This is a genomic window from Bradyrhizobium sp. CCGB12 (assembly GCF_024199845.1).
Classification (GTDB): Bacteria; Pseudomonadota; Alphaproteobacteria; order Rhizobiales; family Xanthobacteraceae; genus Bradyrhizobium.
On the sequence record NZ_JANADO010000001.1, the window covers coordinates 7,185,389 to 7,202,110 of the forward strand.

Annotated in this window: 16 protein-coding genes; 9 read left to right on the plus strand and 7 right to left on the minus strand. The window is 65.0% G+C overall.

All coding sequences use genetic code 11. From position 1 onward, the window contains the following. Window positions 1–113 precede the first annotated feature (113 nt). Window positions 114–650: an RNA 2',3'-cyclic phosphodiesterase gene (gene thpR, locus NLM27_RS32800; protein WP_254147211.1), complete on the minus strand. Its 537-nt coding sequence runs from the start codon at window positions 648–650 to the stop codon at window positions 114–116. A 173-nt stretch (window positions 651–823) separates the two neighbouring features. Next, entirely contained in the window at window positions 824–1,459 is a 636-nt protein-coding gene (locus NLM27_RS32805) for an arylesterase (RefSeq protein ID WP_254147212.1), read from the minus strand. A 55-nt stretch (window positions 1,460–1,514) separates the two neighbouring features. Between NLM27_RS32805 and NLM27_RS32810 the strand changes: the two genes are divergently transcribed. From NLM27_RS32810 to NLM27_RS32825, 4 genes are all read left to right on the plus strand, one after another. Continuing rightward, a complete protein-coding gene (locus NLM27_RS32810; RefSeq protein WP_254147213.1) occupies window positions 1,515–2,237 on the plus strand; it encodes an ABC transporter ATP-binding protein in 723 nt (240 codons plus the stop codon). Continuing rightward, the gene (locus tag NLM27_RS32815) at window positions 2,234–4,804 is read left to right on the plus strand and encodes an ABC transporter permease (RefSeq protein WP_254147214.1); all 2,571 of its coding nucleotides are present in this window, start codon (window positions 2,234–2,236) and stop codon (window positions 4,802–4,804) included. Before NLM27_RS32810 ends, NLM27_RS32815 begins: the two co-directional genes overlap by 4 nt. A 270-nt stretch (window positions 4,805–5,074) precedes the next feature. Then, complete coding sequence (locus NLM27_RS32820) at window positions 5,075–5,866, plus strand: Bax inhibitor-1/YccA family protein (protein WP_254147215.1); 792 nt, start codon at window positions 5,075–5,077, stop codon at window positions 5,864–5,866. Between the two features lie 249 nt (window positions 5,867–6,115). Then, entirely contained in the window at window positions 6,116–6,646 is a 531-nt protein-coding gene (locus NLM27_RS32825) for a GNAT family N-acetyltransferase (RefSeq protein ID WP_254147216.1), read from the plus strand. A 231-nt stretch (window positions 6,647–6,877) separates the two neighbouring features. On the opposite strand, the gene NLM27_RS32830 is transcribed toward NLM27_RS32825, so the two are convergent. From NLM27_RS32830 to acnA, 3 genes are all read right to left on the minus strand, one after another. Beyond that, a complete protein-coding gene (locus NLM27_RS32830; protein ID WP_254147217.1) occupies window positions 6,878–7,249 on the minus strand; it encodes a DUF2794 domain-containing protein in 372 nt (123 codons plus the stop codon). A gap of 539 nt (window positions 7,250–7,788) precedes the next feature. After that, window positions 7,789–8,565, minus strand: a complete 777-nt coding sequence (locus tag NLM27_RS32835; protein ID WP_254147218.1) for a thioredoxin family protein — start codon at window positions 8,563–8,565, stop codon at window positions 7,789–7,791. A 216-nt stretch (window positions 8,566–8,781) separates the two neighbouring features. Beyond that, window positions 8,782–11,502, minus strand: a complete 2,721-nt coding sequence (gene acnA / locus NLM27_RS32840; RefSeq protein WP_254147219.1) for an aconitate hydratase AcnA — start codon at window positions 11,500–11,502, stop codon at window positions 8,782–8,784. A 241-nt stretch (window positions 11,503–11,743) separates the two neighbouring features. Between acnA and ccmA the strand changes: the two genes are divergently transcribed. From ccmA to NLM27_RS32865, 5 genes are all read left to right on the plus strand, one after another. Then, window positions 11,744–12,346, plus strand: a complete 603-nt coding sequence (gene ccmA / locus NLM27_RS32845) for a heme ABC exporter ATP-binding protein CcmA (RefSeq protein WP_254147220.1) — start codon at window positions 11,744–11,746, stop codon at window positions 12,344–12,346. 232 nt (window positions 12,347–12,578) lie between these two features. Further along, entirely contained in the window at window positions 12,579–13,247 is a 669-nt protein-coding gene (gene ccmB, locus NLM27_RS32850; RefSeq protein ID WP_254147221.1) for a heme exporter protein CcmB, read from the plus strand. Window positions 13,248–13,338: 91 nt separating this feature from the next. Beyond that, window positions 13,339–14,124 carry a heme ABC transporter permease gene (locus NLM27_RS32855; RefSeq protein WP_254147222.1) on the plus strand — a complete coding sequence of 262 codons (786 nt, stop codon included), beginning with the start codon at window positions 13,339–13,341 and terminating at the stop codon, window positions 14,122–14,124. Between the two features lie 2 nt (window positions 14,125–14,126). Beyond that, a complete protein-coding gene (gene ccmD / locus NLM27_RS32860; RefSeq protein WP_375142290.1) occupies window positions 14,127–14,318 on the plus strand; it encodes a heme exporter protein CcmD in 192 nt (63 codons plus the stop codon). Beyond that, on the plus strand, window positions 14,315–14,908 hold the full coding sequence (locus NLM27_RS32865) for a DsbE family thiol:disulfide interchange protein (protein WP_254147224.1): 594 nt from the start codon (window positions 14,315–14,317) through the stop codon (window positions 14,906–14,908). Before ccmD ends, NLM27_RS32865 begins: the two co-directional genes overlap by 4 nt. Window positions 14,909–15,014: 106 nt before the next feature. On the opposite strand, the gene NLM27_RS32870 is transcribed toward NLM27_RS32865, so the two are convergent. Beyond that, a complete protein-coding gene (locus tag NLM27_RS32870) occupies window positions 15,015–15,617 on the minus strand; it encodes a septation protein A (protein ID WP_254147225.1) in 603 nt (200 codons plus the stop codon). A gap of 122 nt (window positions 15,618–15,739) precedes the next feature. Next, window positions 15,740–16,681: a signal recognition particle-docking protein FtsY gene (gene ftsY, locus NLM27_RS32875; protein ID WP_254147226.1), complete on the minus strand. Its 942-nt coding sequence runs from the start codon at window positions 16,679–16,681 to the stop codon at window positions 15,740–15,742. Window positions 16,682–16,722: the final 41 nt, after the last annotated feature.

The following is a 16,722-nucleotide window of genomic DNA, read 5'->3' on the forward strand; positions in this document are numbered from 1 at the left end:
GTGTCCCGGACGCGGTGCGGCGCGAAGTGCCGCTCCGCAGAGCCACCCACTGTTTCGTCCATTCTCGCTGAACGGAGGGGCCCCGGCTCTGCGGCCGGGGCACGAGAGCGGTGCTACTCACACAGCTCGTAGGCGTCCTCGACGACATACGGCCCGCCGCCCGTGGATGCGCGCGACGAGAACAACACGAAGCGCTCGGCCATGAACGCCTTGCTCGGGAAGTAGCCGCGCAGCGAGAGATAGTCGGCGACGTCGCGGTCGGAGGCATCGTGCAGCCGGGCCAGCGTCACATGCGGGATGAACTTGCGCCCCTCGGGGTCGAGGCCGATCCGCTGCATCATGCGTTCGAGCTCGGCCTGCAATTCCATCAGCGGCTTGCTGGGCGCGATCGTCGCAACGACTGCCCTCGGTTTGCGGCCGCCAAAACTCATGAGCCCCTGCACCTTCACCTCGAACGGCTTGCGGTCGACGCGAAACAGCATCGATGCGATCTCGTTGGCGTACAGCCCGTCGATATCGCCGATGAAGCGCAGAGTGACGTGATAGTTTTCGGGATCGATCCACCGGGCGCCGGGAAGGCCACCCCTCAAGTTGGAAAGCGACTGGCCGATCTCGGCCGGAATTTCCAGACCAGTGAACAAACGCGGCATCGTTTCGCACTCCCGATGCTTGGGTACAATCCCTGAGCAGGATCATATCCAAATTAGAGCCGGCGACGAATCAACCGGTACCCTGATTCCTATCGCAGTTGTGTGACTCTGCGAAGCATCACGCGAGCCACCCCCGTAAAACCCTGGGAATTACGGTGAGCGCTGCCTGCTTTTCAACGCCGTTGCTCAGCGATCGTGCCAAGGAATGCCTCCACCGTGGGCATGATGTTGCCGACGACGATGTCGACGCCGGCTGCGGTCGGATGAATGCCGTCAGCCTGGTTGAGCTTCGCATCGGCGGCGACGCCCTCGAGAAAGAACGGATAGAGCGCCACATCGAATTTCTTCGCCAAATCCGGATAAATCGAATTGAAGCGTGCAGCGTAATCGGCGCCATAATTCGGCGGCGCCAGCATGCCGCACAGCATCACCGCGATCTTGCGTGCCTTCAGCCGCTGAATGATGTCGGTGAGCGCGGCGCGCGTCAAATCGGGATCGATCCCGCGCAGCGCGTCGTTGGCGCCGAGCTCGACGATGACGCCGTCGGTTCCCTCCGGCACCGACCAGTCGAGCCGGTCGCGGCCGCCGGACGTGGTGTCGCCGGACACCCCGGCATTGGTCATGTCGACCACTATACCCTTGGCCTGCAAGGCTTTTTTCAGTTTCTGGGGGAATGCGTCCTGGGCCGGGAGGCCAAGACCCGCGCTGAGGGAATCGCCGAGAACGACAAGCTTGACCGGTTTTGTCGCGTCCGCCCAAGCGGGGTTCGCAATCGTCATCAAAGCGAGCATCAACACGGCTATGTGCATGAACAATCCGTAACGCCTCTCGACCGCGCTATCGGAGTTGCCATATGACCGGACCATGGACAGTCGCATCGAAACCTCTTCGCTCGCCGCTACCGCCGCGGACACCATCGCCATCTCCAACGTCAATCTCTCATTGGGCACGGGCGCGGCACGCGTTCACATCCTCAAGGATATCAGCCTGCGTGTGGGCCGGAGCGAGACGATCGGCCTGATCGGCCCGTCAGGCTCGGGCAAATCCACGCTGCTGATGGTGATGGCGGGGTTGGAGCGTCCTGATAGTGGAGAGGTGGTGGTGTCAGGCACGCCTTTCAATGCCCTCGACGAGGATGCCCTGGCCCGCTTCCGCGGCCGCCACGTCGGCATCGTCTTCCAGTCCTTCCATCTGATCCCGACCATGACGGCGCTGGAAAACGTCGCGGTGCCGCTCGAGCTCGCCGGCAATCCGGATGCCGCAAAGCGCGCGGCGCAGGAGCTGCAATCGGTCGGGCTCGGCGACCGCCTGCATCACTATCCGACGCAGCTCTCCGGCGGTGAGCAACAGCGCGTCGCGCTCGCGCGCGCGCTGGCGCCCGATCCGGCCATTCTCGTCGCCGACGAGCCGACCGGCAATCTGGACGAGGCCACGGGAAGGCAGATCGTCGACCTGCTGTTCAGCAAGCATGCCGAGCGCGGCATGACATTGGTGCTGGTCACGCATGATTCCTCGCTCGCGCATCGCTGCGATCGCGTCATCCGCCTGCGCTCCGGGCGCATCGACACGCAGTCCGCACCGGCATGAGCACCGCTGCCGAACCGTTCGTGAAGCCCAACGGCGTCGCGCTGTCGCTCCGCTATGCGCTGCGCGAGTTGCGCGGGGGCCTGCGCGGCTTCTACGTCTTCATCGCTTGCATTGCGCTCGGCGTGATGGCGATCGCCGGCGTCGGCTCGGTCTCGTCGAGCCTCAGCGACGGGCTCGCGCGCGAAGGCCGCACCCTGCTCGGCGGCGACGTCTCCTTCGTGCTGTTCCAGCGCGAAGCGAAACCGGAAGAGGTCGCGTTCCTACGTTCGCGCGGCACGGTTTCGACCGCTGCGACCTTGCGCGGCATGGCGCGCTCGAGCGATGGCAAGCTGGCACTGGTCGAGATGAAGGCGGTCGATGACACCTATCCGATGCTCGGACAGCTCAAACTTGCGCCGCAGCTGGCGATGTCCGATCTGCTCGCGGAGCGTGACGGCGCGTTCGGCGCGGCCGCCGATCCGACGCTGCTGGCGCGGCTCTCGCTGAAGACCGGCGATCGCGTCACCATCGGCTCGGCGACCTTCCAGATCCGCTCTACTGTCGAGGCCGAACCGGACAAGCTCGCCGGCGGCATCGGCTTCGGGCCGCGCTTCCTGATCAGCGAAGCGGGCTTGCACGCCACCGGCCTGATCCAGCCCGGCAGCCTGGTGCGCTGGGTCTACCGGGTGAAGCTGCCTGCCGCCGCCAACAGCGAGCGTGCCACCGAGGCCTTCATCGCGGATGCGCGCAACGCCGCGCCACAGGCCGGCTGGGAGATCCGCAGCCGCTCCAACGCCTCGCCGCAGCTCGAGCGCAACATCAACCGCTTCACGCAATTCCTGACGCTGGTCGGTCTCGCCGCGCTGCTGGTTGGCGGCGTCGGCGTTGCCAATGCCGTGAAGAGCCATATCGACCGCCGGCTCGAGGTGATTGCGGCCTTCAAGGCCGTCGGCGCCACCGGCCGCGACGTGTTCGGCATCTATCTCGCGCAGGTCATCCTGCTCGCCGCCATCGGCTCGGTGATCGGCCTTGCGCTCGGCGCCGCGATGCCCTTCGCCATCGTCGGCCTGTTCGGCAAGCTCTTGCCGCTGCCGGTGGTGCCGGCCGTGCATGCCGACGAGCTCGCGCTGTCCTTCGTCTATGGCCTCCTCACCGCACTGGCCTTCGGCCTGTGGCCGCTCGGTCGCGTGCATGACGTGCCGGTGGCCGCGTTGTTCCGCGACACCATCAGCTCCGAATGGCACCGGCCGCGTGTGGGCTATCTCGTGTTCATGGGGCTCGTGATCGTCCTGCTCGTCGCCGTCGTGATCGGCCTGTCCTTCGACAAGCGCATCGCCGCGGTGTTCGTGGCCTCCTCCGTCGTCGTGTTCGCCCTGCTCCGCGGCATCGCCGCTTTGCTGATGGCGTTGGCGCGACGCCTGCCACGGACGCAGTTGCCGATGCTGCGGCTGGCGATCGCCAACATCCACCGGCCGGGCGCGCTGACGCCGTCCGTCGTGCTCTCGCTCGGCCTTGGGCTTGCCGTGCTGGTCACCATCACCCAGATCGACGGCAATTTGCGCCGGCAGTTCCTGGCGGCGCTCCCCGACCAGGCGCCATCGTTCTTCTTCATCGACATCCCGAGCACGCAGGCCGAGCAGTTCGACGGTTATCTGCACCAGATCGCTCCCGGCGCGAAGGTCGAGGACGTGCCGATGCTGCGCGGCCGCATCGTCGGAGCGCGCGGGTTGCGCGCCGAGGAGCTCAAGCCCTCCACCGATTCCGAATGGGTGATGCAGAGCGACCGCGGCCTGACCTACACCGGCGAGCTGCCAAAGGGCTCCAAGGTGGTCGAGGGCGAGTGGTGGAGCGCCGACTATTCCGGCCCGCCGCTGGTCTCGATGGAAAAGAAGATCGCCGACGGCCTCGGCCTCAAGCTCGGCGACGAGGTCGTGGTCAACGTGCTCGGCCGCGACATCCCGGCCAAAATCGGCAATCTGCGCACCATCGACTGGCAGGGCCTCGGCATCAACTTCGTCCTCGTCTTTTCGCCGAACGCGTTCAAGGGCGCACCGCATACCCATGTCGCAACGCTGACCGAAGCCGGCGGCGATGCCGCGGGCGACGGCAAGATCATCAAGCAGGTGGCGGACGCCTATCCGATGGTGACGAGCGTGCGCGTGCGCGAGGTGATGGAGACGGTCGGCTCGGTGGTGACCAACCTGGCGCTGGCGATCCGCGGCGCCAGCGCCGTGACCCTGATCTCGGCCATCCTGGTGCTGGGCGGGGCGCTCGCCGCCGGCCATCGCCACCGGGTCTACGATGCGGTGATCCTGAAGACGCTTGGCGCGACGCGGCTGCGGCTGCTCGGAGCCTATGCGCTCGAATACCTCCTGATCGGCCTCGCCACCGCATTGTTCGGCGTGATCGCCGGCAGCATCGCAGCCTGGATGATCGTGACGCGGCTGATGACGCTGAGCTTCGTCTGGCAGGCCGGCAGCGCGGCCGGCGTGGTCGCGGCCGCTCTGGTCGTCACGGTCGGGCTCGGGCTCGCCGGCACGCTGCTGGCGTTGAACAAAAAGCCTGCCACGGTGTTGCGGAATTTGTGACAAAATGTAGCGGGTGGCGGCGCGGAAGCGGAATCGCACGATTCCTGCGATTAACCACGACTGCCCGTCGGGATCGTGGGGTGAGGGCGACATTCAGCCGCGCGTGGACGGTTGCAGCTAATGTGTTAGTTTCCCACATATCTAATGGGTTCGGAGCCCCGATTGTGAGCCAGAATTTAGTCGGCTGACATCGGTATCCGAGATAGAATTGACGAACCGGCGGCATGGCGACCCTCATGCCGGACCGGGCCAACCAACGGGAATTCGACCATGTCGGACCTAGACCGTAACTACGCTTCTCCTTTCGGCAGGGCCGCCGGGCGTGTCGACGCCGCGACGGTCGATGCCGGCCTGCGCGCCTATATGCTGCGCATCTACAATTACATGAGCATCGGCCTCGCCATCACCGGCCTCGCCGCGCTCGGCGTCTACATGGCTGCCGTGACTGACGTTCCGACCCCGGAAGCCGTCCGCGTCGGCAAGCTGTTCCTGACGCCGTTTGGCTATGCGATGTTCGTCAGCCCCCTGAAGTGGCTGTTCATGCTCGCGCCGCTCGCGATGGTGTTCGTGATCTCGGCAGGCATCAACCGTCTCGCACCCTCGACCGCCCAAATCCTGTTCTGGGTGTTCGCGGCGCTGATGGGCATCTCGCTGTCGTCGATCTTCCTGGTGTTCACGCACACCTCGATCGTGCGGGTGTTCTTCATCACCGCGGCGACCTTCGGTGCGCTGAGCCTCTACGGCTACACCACCAAGCGTGACCTGACCGGCATGGGCTCGTTCCTGTTCATGGGCCTGATCGGTATCGTCATCGCGAGCCTGGTGAACCTGTTCCTGGCCAGCTCGCTGCTGCAGTTCATCGTGTCGGTGGTCGGCGTGCTGGTGTTCGCGGGCCTCACCGCCTGGGATACCCAGCGGCTGAAGAACGACTACATCTACGGTTACGCCTCGGCCGGCGGTGAAATCGCAGAGCGTGCGGCCATCACCGGCGCACTGTCGCTGTACCTGAACTTCATCAACCTGTTCACGCTGCTCCTGCAGCTCCTCGGCCAGCGCGACTAAGCGACCAACCGAGTGAACGACATGAACCCCGGCCGAAAGGCCGGGGTTTTTGTTTGGGGCCGTGACCTCTCCGCGTCATTGCGAGGAGCTCGCGACAAAATTGCGTAGCAATTTTGCGCTGATGCGACGAAGCAATCCAGAGCCCTTCCGCGGACGCATTTCTGGATTGCTTCGCTGCGCTCGCAATGACGGGTGCGGCAACACCGGAGCCCCTTCCAGCGGCTGCGGGAAGGCTCTAGTCTTCCCGCCATGTCCGCACCCGAAATCAGGCCCACTGTCGAGGCCGACCTCCCCGCCATCACCGCCATCTACCAGCAGGCCGTCCGCGAAGGCACCGCGACATTCGAGCTGGAGCCGCCTGATCTTGCCGAGATGACGCGCCGCTATCGCGCGCTGATCGACGGCGGCTATCCCTATTTCGTCGCCATGCTCGACGGACGCGTGGCCGGCTATGCCTATGCCGGCGCCTACCGGCCGCGGCCGGCCTATCGCTTCACGGTCGAGAACTCGATCTATCTCGATCCCTCCTTCCACCGCCGCGGCGTCGGCTCTCTGCTGCTGGAGCGACTGATCACCGAATGCGAAGCGCGCGGCTTCCGCCAGATGATCGCGGTGATCGGCGATTCCGCCAATGCCGGCTCGATCGGCGTTCACACCAAGGGCGGCTTCAAGATGATCGGCACGCATCCCAGTGTCGGGCTGAAATTCGGCCGCTGGCTAGACACGGTGATGATGCAGCGCGACCTCGGCGAGGGTGCGAGCACGGTACCGGGGAAGTAGGGGCACTCTTGTAGCCCGGATGGAGCGCAGCGAAATCCGGGACAGGTCCATCCGCTGATACAACGGCCCCGGATTGCGCTACGCTCCATCCGGGCTACGAGGCCTCGCTACGCGACAGCCTCCGTAGGGTGGGCAAAGCGTAAGCGTGCCCACCAACTTCAGCGCGATTGAGGAAACATGGTGGGCACGGCGCGGTGCGCCTTTGCCCACCCTACGGCACCGTTCGTGCGGCTACACCACCGCCAGCTTCCGATCGATCACCAGCAGCACCCGCTCGAGCTCGTGACCGCGGCGCAGGATGAGGCCGGTCGCCGAGATCACGCTGTACATGCCCTGCTTGCGCGCGAGCCGCGGGTCCTTCTCGATCCGGTAGATCGGGACTTCAGAGGCGCGGCGATAGACCGAGAACACGGCGCGGTCCTTCAGGAAATCGATGGCATAGTCGCGCCACTCGCCGTCGGCGACCATGCGGCCGTAGAGATTGAGAATCCGGTGCAACTCGAGGCGGTTGAACGTTACCCGGTTCGGCTGCGTCGCCGCAGCGGCGGGGCGCGCCGCCGCGCGCTGCTCGCTCGGATCCGCATCCTCCGACATCAGACTCATGAGAAGTGCCTCCCGCCTCGCATGCCCGCTGGTCCGCGAAAACCGTCCCGGAACCCTGGGATCATGACAGTTGCATGATTGCGCCAACCGTGCGCCACCGCAAGGGGGCTCCTTGTTCAACCCATCGAATCAGCGGCGTGTCAGAGCACACGCAATGGTGGAACTTCGTCGCGGCAAACCGTCACGGGATCGTTAGCAGGAATCATAGTGTCGCCGCTTTTCCGCCCAGCGCCTGCCGCCCTGCATTGCGAAAAGACTCACGTGCGTTGACCCGGTCCTTTCGGTTCCGGATTCCTCAGCCCCCAGCCCCCCGGGGTCGACAGGATCGGGTCTGTTCGCGCGACAAGGAGGGCCAACGCAAGTTGGTCCTTTTTTGTTTGTGTCGGGATATTTCTGGCGCGCCCGACTTCTTCCCGACCAGCGCAAAAACTCTCTCTCCTCATCCCGAGGAGCCGCGAAGCGGCGTCTCGAAGGATGCAAGGGCGCGCTCCTCACCATGAGGGTTGAGAGCAGAGTGTGACGCTAGAGAGAATTTCGAATCAGTGCAGCGACGTGTACGCCGCGCCCAACATCGCACCCGGCTTCTCCCGGTTGCCATCCTGGACATAGACCACTGCGCCGTCGACGCCATCGCGCGTGAGATTCTCGATCGGCACGGTCCAGCTTTCCGGACGGCCAGTCCAGTCGCCGACCTTGAGCAGGTTGCGAACGACGTTGTGGTAGGTGACCTGCTGTCCGCGATTCTCGCCGCGGGTGATCGTGATCGGCACCGACTTGGCGATCGAGCAGATCCAGACTTCGCCATGCGAGACCGTGGGCTCCTTGCTCGCGGCCACCGAGACGTTGATCTGCTTGCCCGCAAGAGACATCGTCACCGGCACGCTCATCACACCAAGGCCCTTGTCGGTCTTGCCGATCGCACCTTCGATGCCAGTCCGATCGCTGCCGATGACATGGGTTGAGCCATTGACGACGACCTGCGGCGTGTAGACTTCACGATCGCCGCGCATGCGCGAATAGGCACGCTGCCGTGCGGAGAAGCGTGAATCCGCCAGCGTGTCCTTCCAGCCGAGATAGTCCCAATAGTCGATCGGCATGCTCAGCGCGATGACCGAGGGATCCTTGGAGAGATCGCCGATGATCTTGTCGGCGGGCGGACAGGACGAACAGCCCTGCGAGGTGAACAATTCGACGACGGCGCGGGGATCGGCCTCGGCGGGACGGATGACGGCGATGATCGCACAGATGCCGAGAGCTCCCGACCAGAGGGCGCCGGACCAACGTGAAACCAGATGAGAAGCCGTCATTGCTGTCATGTCGAACGTCACACACCGAACTCGTGGGGGAAGATTATCGCCTGATGGTCACCGTAGTCTTACGGGGGCGCCACGTTTATCCGTCCAAAGCGAAGTTTTCCGCCGGGCGGGCCCATCCGAAACGTGCCGCAAACGCGCGAAGGCGGCCTTTTGATAGGCCGCCTTCGTTCAGGCTTCTACTCACTTCGCAGTGAGCCATCGTTCACAAATCCGCGCTTACGCCGCGAGCTTGCGCAGGACGTAGTGCAGAATGCCGCCGTTGCGGTAGTAGTCGAGCTCGTCCAGCGTATCGATGCGGCAAAGCAGCGAAACGCGCTGCAACGAGCCGTCGCCGGAGACGATCTCCGCGGTCAGCTTCTGGCGCGGCTTGAGGTCGCCGACGAGGCCGCGCAGGGTGACCTTCTCGTCGCCCTTGAGACCCAGCGACTGCCAGGAGGTGCCTTCCTCGAAGGTCAGCGGCAGCACGCCCATGCCGACCAGGTTGGAGCGGTGGATGCGCTCGAAGCTCTGGCAGATCACGGCGCGAACGCCGAGCAGGCGCGTGCCCTTCGCGGCCCAGTCGCGCGAGGAGCCGTTGCCATATTCGGCGCCGGCGAACACCACCAGCGGCACCTTCTCCTCCTGGTACTTCATCGCGGCGTCGTAGATCGACATCTGCTCGCCGTCGGGCCAGTGCTTGGTGAGACCGCCTTCCGGAATGTTGCCGTCGGCGCCCTTCAGCATGAAATTCTTGATGCGGATGTTGGCGAAGGTGCCGCGCATCATCACTTCATGGTTGCCGCGACGCGTGCCGTATTGGTTGAAGTCGGCCGGGCGCACCTGGTGCTCGCTGAGATATTTGCCCGCGGGCGAGGTGAGCTTGATCGAACCGGCCGGCGAGATGTGGTCGGTGGTGATCTTGTCGCCGAACATCGCGAGGATGCGCGCCTCGACGATGTCGGTGACCGGCTCCGGCTCCTTCTTCATGCCATCGAAATAAGGCGGGTTCTGAACGTAGGTCGAGCTCATGTTCCAGCGATAGGTCTCGCTCTCGACGGTCTTGATCTTGCGCCAGTTGGTGTCGCCCTTGAACACGTCGGCATACTTCTTCTTGAAGATCGACGCGGTCACGAACTTCTTCATGAAGGCGTTGATCTCCTTCGTCGTCGGCCAGATGTCCTTCAGGTACACCGGCTTGCCGTCCTTGCCTTCGCCGAGCGGCTCGACCGCGAGATTCTTGGTGACGCTGCCCGCGAGCGCGTGGGCGACGACCAGCGGCGGCGAGGCCAGATAGTTCGCCTGCACGTCCGGCGAGACACGGCCTTCGAAGTTGCGGTTGCCGGAGAGCACGGCAGCGGCGACGATGCCGTTGTCGTTGATCGACTTCGATATCTCCTCCGGCAGCGGACCGGAATTGCCGATGCAGGTGGTGCAGCCGAAGCCGACCAGGTTGAAGCCGACCTTGTCGAGATCGGTCTGCAGGCCGGAATCGGCGAGATAGCCCGCGACGACCTGGCTCCCCGGGGCCAGCGAGGTCTTCACCCACGGCTTTGCCTTGAGGCCCTTGGCAGCAGCGTTACGGGCCAGCAGGCCGGCACCGATCAGCACGCTCGGGTTCGAGGTGTTGGTGCAGGAGGTGATGGCGGCGATGACGACGTCGCCATGGCCGATCTCGTAATTCTTGCCTTCGACGGCGAAGCGCTTCGTCGGCTCCTCGGCCTTCTTGTACTCGGTGCCGAGCGCGAGCGAGAAACCTTCGGCGACCGACGGCAGCGCGATGCGGCCTTCGGGACGCTTCGGGCCGGCCATCGACGGCACGACGTCGGCGAGGTCGAGCGTCAGCGTTTCCGTGAACACCGGATCAGCCGATTTGGCGGTGCGGAACAGGCCCTGCGCCTTGGCATAGGCCTGCACCAGCGCGACGCGCGCCGGCGCGCGACCGGAGGTCTTGAGGTAGTCGATCGCGGCAGCGTCAACGGGGAAGAAGCCGCAGGTCGCGCCGTATTCCGGCGCCATGTTGGCGATGGTCGCCTTGTCGGCAACGGAGAGATTGTCGAGACCGGGGCCGAAGAACTCGACGAACTTGCCGACCACCCCTAACTTGCGCAGCATCTGCGTGACGGTCAGCACGAGGTCGGTCGCGGTGACGCCTTCCTTCATCGCGCCCTTCAGCTTGAAGCCGACGACGTTGGGCAGCAGCATCGACAGCGGCTGGCCGAGCATGCAGGCTTCCGCCTCGATGCCGCCGACACCCCAGCCGAGCACGGCGAGACCGTTGACCATGGTGGTGTGGGAGTCGGTGCCGACGAGCGAGTCAGGGTATGCGACCTCGAAGGTGCCGGTCTTCTTGCCGACCGTCATCTTCTCCTTCTTGGTCCAGACCGTCTGGGAGAGATATTCGAGATTGACCTGGTGGCAGATCCCGGTGCCGGGCGGCACGACGGAGAAGTTCGAGAACGCCTTCTGGCCCCACTTCAGGAACTCGTAGCGCTCCTGGTTTTGCTTGTATTCCTCGGTGACGTTCTTGGCGAAAGCCTTGTTGTCACCGAAGAAGTTCACGATCACGGAGTGGTCGATGACGAGGTCGACCGGCACCAGCGGATTGATCTTCTCGGCATCGCCGCCAAGCTTCTGCATCGCGTTGCGCATCGCGGCAAGGTCGACCACCGCGGGCACGCCGGTGAAGTCCTGCATCAGGACGCGCGCCGGGCGGAACGCGATCTCATGTTCCAGCGACTTCTTGCGCAGCCATTTCGACACCGCGACGATGTCTTCCTTCTTGACCGAGCGGCCGTCCTCGTTGCGCAGCAGGTTCTCGAGCAGGACCTTCATCGAATAGGGAAGTTTCGAAATTCCCTTCAGACCATTCTTCTCGGCCGTGGGCAGGCTGTAATAGACATAGGTCTTGGCGCCGACCTTGAGGGTCTTTTTGCATTTGAAGCTGTCGAGCGAGGTCATGTAGGAAATCCCAATTGTTAGTTATACCCGGCAGGGTATCTTAACACCGTCAGCGTATCAGGCTGGGCCGCTTGCAGGGGCAGGTTGAGTTGCTGCATCAAGTAGTTCCGGGCTTATAGAAGCTTTCTAACCGCGCCGCCACAGCCACAATCGTGCCGCAGCAATCGCTGAGCCAAAAATTCCCATGCGCTACCCCAAGTTTTCCTGAGGCCTGGTTGTGAGCGGGCTGAAACGAGGCGAGATGCAGCTTTTCGGTCGCGGGCTCAGATGCGTGCGGGGCGGGCGCGAGGTGTTTTCCGGGCTCGATTTCGCCGCCGCCGCGGGCGAAGCCGTGGCGGTGATGGGTCGCAACGGGTCGGGCAAGACCTCGCTGCTGCGGCTGATCGCGGGCCTGCTCATTCCGGCCGGCGGAACGATCACGCTGGACGGGGGCGACGCTGAGCTGACCCTGCCGGAGCAGTGCCACTATCTCGGCCATCGCGATGCCCTGAAGCCGGCCCTGAGCGTGGTGGAAAATCTGACGTTTTGGGCTGATTTTCTCGGCGGCGAGCGCCGCGATGCCGCCGAGAGCCTCGCCAAGGTCAGCCTCGACCACGCCACCCACCTGCCCGCCGCCTTCCTCTCCGCCGGCCAGCGCCGCCGGCTGTCATTGGCGCGGCTGCTGACCGTGCGCCGCCCGGTCTGGCTGCTGGACGAGCCGACCACGGCGCTGGATGCCGCGGGCCAGGACATGTTCGGCGGCCTCATGCGCGAACACCTCGGCCAAGGCGGCCTGATCATCGCCGCCACCCACGCCCCGCTGGGGATCGACTCGCGGGAGCTGCGGATCGGGGGGATGGCATGAGACGACCCGACCCTCAGTTTTTCGAGCGGCTAGGCGCGGCGCTCGGACCGATGAGACAGTGGTCGCCGCGGACTCCTTCGCCTCTCCCGCTTGCGGGAGAGGTCGGCGCGCAGCGCCGGGTGAGGGTTCTCTCCTCTGGGGGAGCCTTCGTTGTCGAGACACCCTCTCCCCAACCCTCCCCCGCAGGCGGGGGAGGGAGCGTACCGCCCTCGGGGCACGACGGGAGCGCACCATGACCGCCCTGTCCGCCCTCATTCGCCGGGACATCCGGATCGCGCTTCGCGTCGGCGGCGGGGCGCTGATCGGCGTGCTGTTCTTCCTGACCGTGGTGGTGCTGATGCCGTTCGCGGTGGGGCCGGATCTGGCGCTGCTGTCGCGGCTGGGGCCGGCCGTTCTCTGGCTCGGGGCTTTGCTCTCAAGCCTGCTCACCCTGGACCGGCTGTTCATGGCCGACCACGAGGACGGCTCGCTCGACCTGATCACGATGAGCCGGACGCCGCTGGAACTTGCCTGTGCCGCCAAGGCGCTGGCGCATTGGCTGGCGGCCGGCCTGCCGCTGATTGTCGCAACCCCGGTGCTCGGCCTCTTGCTCAACCTCGACATGGTCGCGACCGGCGCGGTGGCGCTGACACTGCTGGCGGGAACGCCGGCGCTGACCTTCACCGGCATGATCGGCGCGGCGCTGGCGGTGACCCTGCATCGCGGCGGGCTGCTGATGGCGGTGCTGGTGCTACCGCTGTCGATTCCCGTCCTGATTTTCGGGGTAGCCGCCTCGCAAGCCGTGATCGTCGGTCCCATGACGTTCGGCGCGCCGTTCTCGATCCTGTGCGCGCTGTCGCTGGTCAGCCTCGTGATCGGCCCCTTCGCGGCCGCGGCAAGCCTCCGGCACGGACTCGATTGAGATGGACCCGACCGAACTTGACCCGGATCAACTTTCGCGACGCGCATTCGTGCTGATTGCCTGAGCGCTCCCGGATGATTATCAAAATACCATGACGCTGATCGACTTGGCCAATCCGACGCGGTTCCTTGCGCTAACAGCGCGCCTGCTGCCGTGGCTCGCAGCTGCGACCGTCATCTTGCTCGCGATCGGCCTGTACCAGGCAGCGCTTGCGCCCGACGACTACCAGCAGGGCGCGACCGTCAAGATCATGTTCATCCATGTGCCCAATGCCTGGCTCTCGATGTTCGTGTGGGGGGTGATGAGCATCGCCTCGTTGGGCACGCTGGTGTGGCGGCACCCGCTTGCCGACGTCGCCGCGAAAGCGGCAGCGCCCATCGGCGCCGCCTTCACCTTCCTCGCGCTGCTCACGGGATCGCTGTGGGGCCGGCCGATGTGGGGCACCTATTGGGAATGGGACGCGCGGCTGACCTCGGTGCTGATTCTCTTCCTGATGTATCTCGGCCTGATGGCGCTGTGGCGGGCGGTCGACGATCCCTCGCGCGCGGCGCGCGCCGCCGCCGTGCTGACCCTGGTCGGCGCGATCAACCTGCCCATCATCAAGTTCTCGGTCGACTGGTGGAACACGCTGCACCAGCCGGCTTCGGTGATGCGCATGGGCGGCTCGACGCTCGACAAGTCCTTCCTGATCCCGCTGCTGGTGATGGCGATCGCCTTCACGCTGCTGTTCGTCACGCTCCATTTGGCGGCGATGCGCAACGAGATCCTGCGCCGGCGCGTCCGCTCCCTGCAAATGATGCAGGCCAGCCGCATCGCGTTTTCGAGCGAAACCGGTTCGCGTGGAGACAACGCGTCAAACGAAGTCGGAGCCGCTTGACCATGTCGCTCGGTCCCTATGCCTCCTTCATCGTGACGTCCTATGCCGCGGTCGCCGTCGTGGTCGCGATCCTGATCGGCTGGATCGTGCTCGACTATCGCAACCAGACGGCGCGCCTGCGCGAGCTCGACCGCAGCGGCGTCACGCGCCGTTCGGGCCAGCGCGGTGGATCGGCCTTGAGACATCGATCATGAGCGATCAATCGACCCCGGCGACGCCGCAGCGCCGCACCTTCCTGATGGCGCTGCCCCTGATCGCCTTCCTTGGCCTTGCGGTGCTGTTCTGGTTCAGGCTCGGCAGCGGCGATCCCTCGCGGATTCCGTCCGCGTTGATCGGGCGGCCGGCGCCGCAAACGCTGCTGCCGCCGCTCGAGGGATTGCAGGCCGACAATGTGCCGGTGCCGGGGCTCGATCCCGCCGCGTTCAAGGGCAAGGTCAGTCTCGTCAACGTCTGGGCGTCCTGGTGCGTGCCGTGCCATGACGAAGCGCCGCTCCTGACCGAGCTCGCCAAGGACAAGCGCTTCCAGCTCGTTGGCATCAACTACAAGGACGCGGCCGACAACGCGCGGCGCTTCCTCGGGCGCTACGGCAACCCGTTCGGCCGCGTCGGCGTAGATGCCAACGGCCGCGCCTCGATCGAATGGGGCGTCTATGGCGTGCCGGAGACCTTCGTCGTCGGACGCGAGGGCACCATCGTCTACAAGCTGGTCGGACCGGTCACGCCGGACAATCTGCGCACCGTGTTGCTGCCGCAGATGGAGAAGGCGTTGAAGGCGGGGAGCTAACCAAGTCCGTCATTGCGAGGAGCTCTTGCGACGAAGCAATCCAGAGTCCCTCCCCGGAGGCATTCTGGATTGCTTCGCTTCGCTCGCAATGACGAGCTGAGAGAGTCTACCCCTTGCTCACATCGCCCGCCTCGGCCTCGCTCGCCTCCAGCGACGCCGGCTCGAGATGGTAGCGCTTGATCAGCGGCATCTGGATCATGCCGAAGATGGCGGTCAGCGGAAGGACGCCGAAGACCTTGAAGTTCACCCAGAAATCCGTGCTCTGGGTGCGCCAGATGATCTCGTTCAGCACCGCCATGCCGGCGAAGAACAGCGCCCAGCGCAGCGTGAGGATGCGCCAGCCCTGCGGCGTCAGGTTGAACATCTGGTCGAACATGACCGCGATGAAGGAGCGGCCGAACAGGAGGCCGCCGCCGAGGATCGCGGCGAACAGGCCGTAGATGATGGTCGGCTTGACCTTGATGAAGGTCTCGTCGTGCAGCACCAGCGTCAGCGTGCCGAACACCAGCACGATCACGCCCGTCACGATCGCCATGACCGGGATGTGGCGCGTCACCACATAGGAGGCGGCCAACGCCGCCACGATCGCCACCATGAAGGCGCCGGTCGCGGCGAACAGATTGAACTTCGCGTTCACGAAGAAGAACACGAGCAGCGGACCGAGCTCGGTCGCGAGCTTGAACAGCGGATGCGGCTGGGACTTGTCCATTCTCTCTTCCGTCTCTCCCATCCTTCGAGACGACCGCTTCGCGGTCTCCTCAGGATGAGGACCTCATGTGTGGCACAACCTCGTCCTGAGGAGCGCGCTTGCGCGCGTCTCGAAGGACGACGCTATTCGATTCCGGCGATCGCCCTGGCGAAATCGCGCGCGGTGAACGGCGCGAGATCGTCGACGCCTTCGCCAACGCCGATGAAATGCACCGGCAGTTTGAATTTCTCCGCGAGCGCCACCAGAATGCCGCCGCGGGCGGTGCCGTCGAGCTTGGTCATGACGAGGCCGGTGACCCCGGCGGTGCGATGAAAGGCCTCGACCTGCGACAGCGCGTTCTGGCCGACGGTGGCATCCAGCACAAGCAGCACGGCATGCGGCGCAGTGTCATCCACCTTGCGGATCACGCGCACGACCTTCTCGAGCTCGTTCATCAGCTCGGCCTTGTTCTGCAAGCGGCCGGCGGTGTCGATCAGGAGCACGTCGATGCCCTGCTCCTTCGCCGCGGTCAGCGCGTTGAAGGCGAGGCTCGCCGAATCCGAGCCCTGCGCGCCTGATATGACCGGCGTCTTCGTGCGTTCGCCCCAGACCTTGAGCTGCTCGATGGCTGCTGCGCGAAACGTGTCGCCTGCGGCCAGCATCACCTTGCGGCCTTCGGATGCGAACTTTTGCGAGAGTTTTCCGATGGTCGTAGTCTTGCCGGAGCCGTTGACGCCGACCACGAGGATGACGAACGGCTTCTTGCCCGCGTCGATATCGAGCGGCTTCGCCACCGGCGCCAGCACCTTCTCGACCTCGGTGGCGACGACGTCCTTGACCTCGTCCGCCGAGATCGCCTTGTCGTAGCGGCCCGTGCCGACGGCGTCCGCGATCCGCACCGCGACTTGCGTGCCGAGATCGGCGCGCAGCAGCACGTCCTCGATGTCGTCGAGCATGGCGCGGTCGAGCTTGCGCTTGGTGACGAGATCGGCGACCGCGGTCCCGAGCGAGGACGACGTGCGCTTCAGCCCATTGGACAGGCGGCGCCACCAGCTCAGCTTGGGGGTCTCGGAGGTATCGTTCATGGCGGGGGTGTGTTAGCCGTTCCGGCGATTAAACGAAAGTC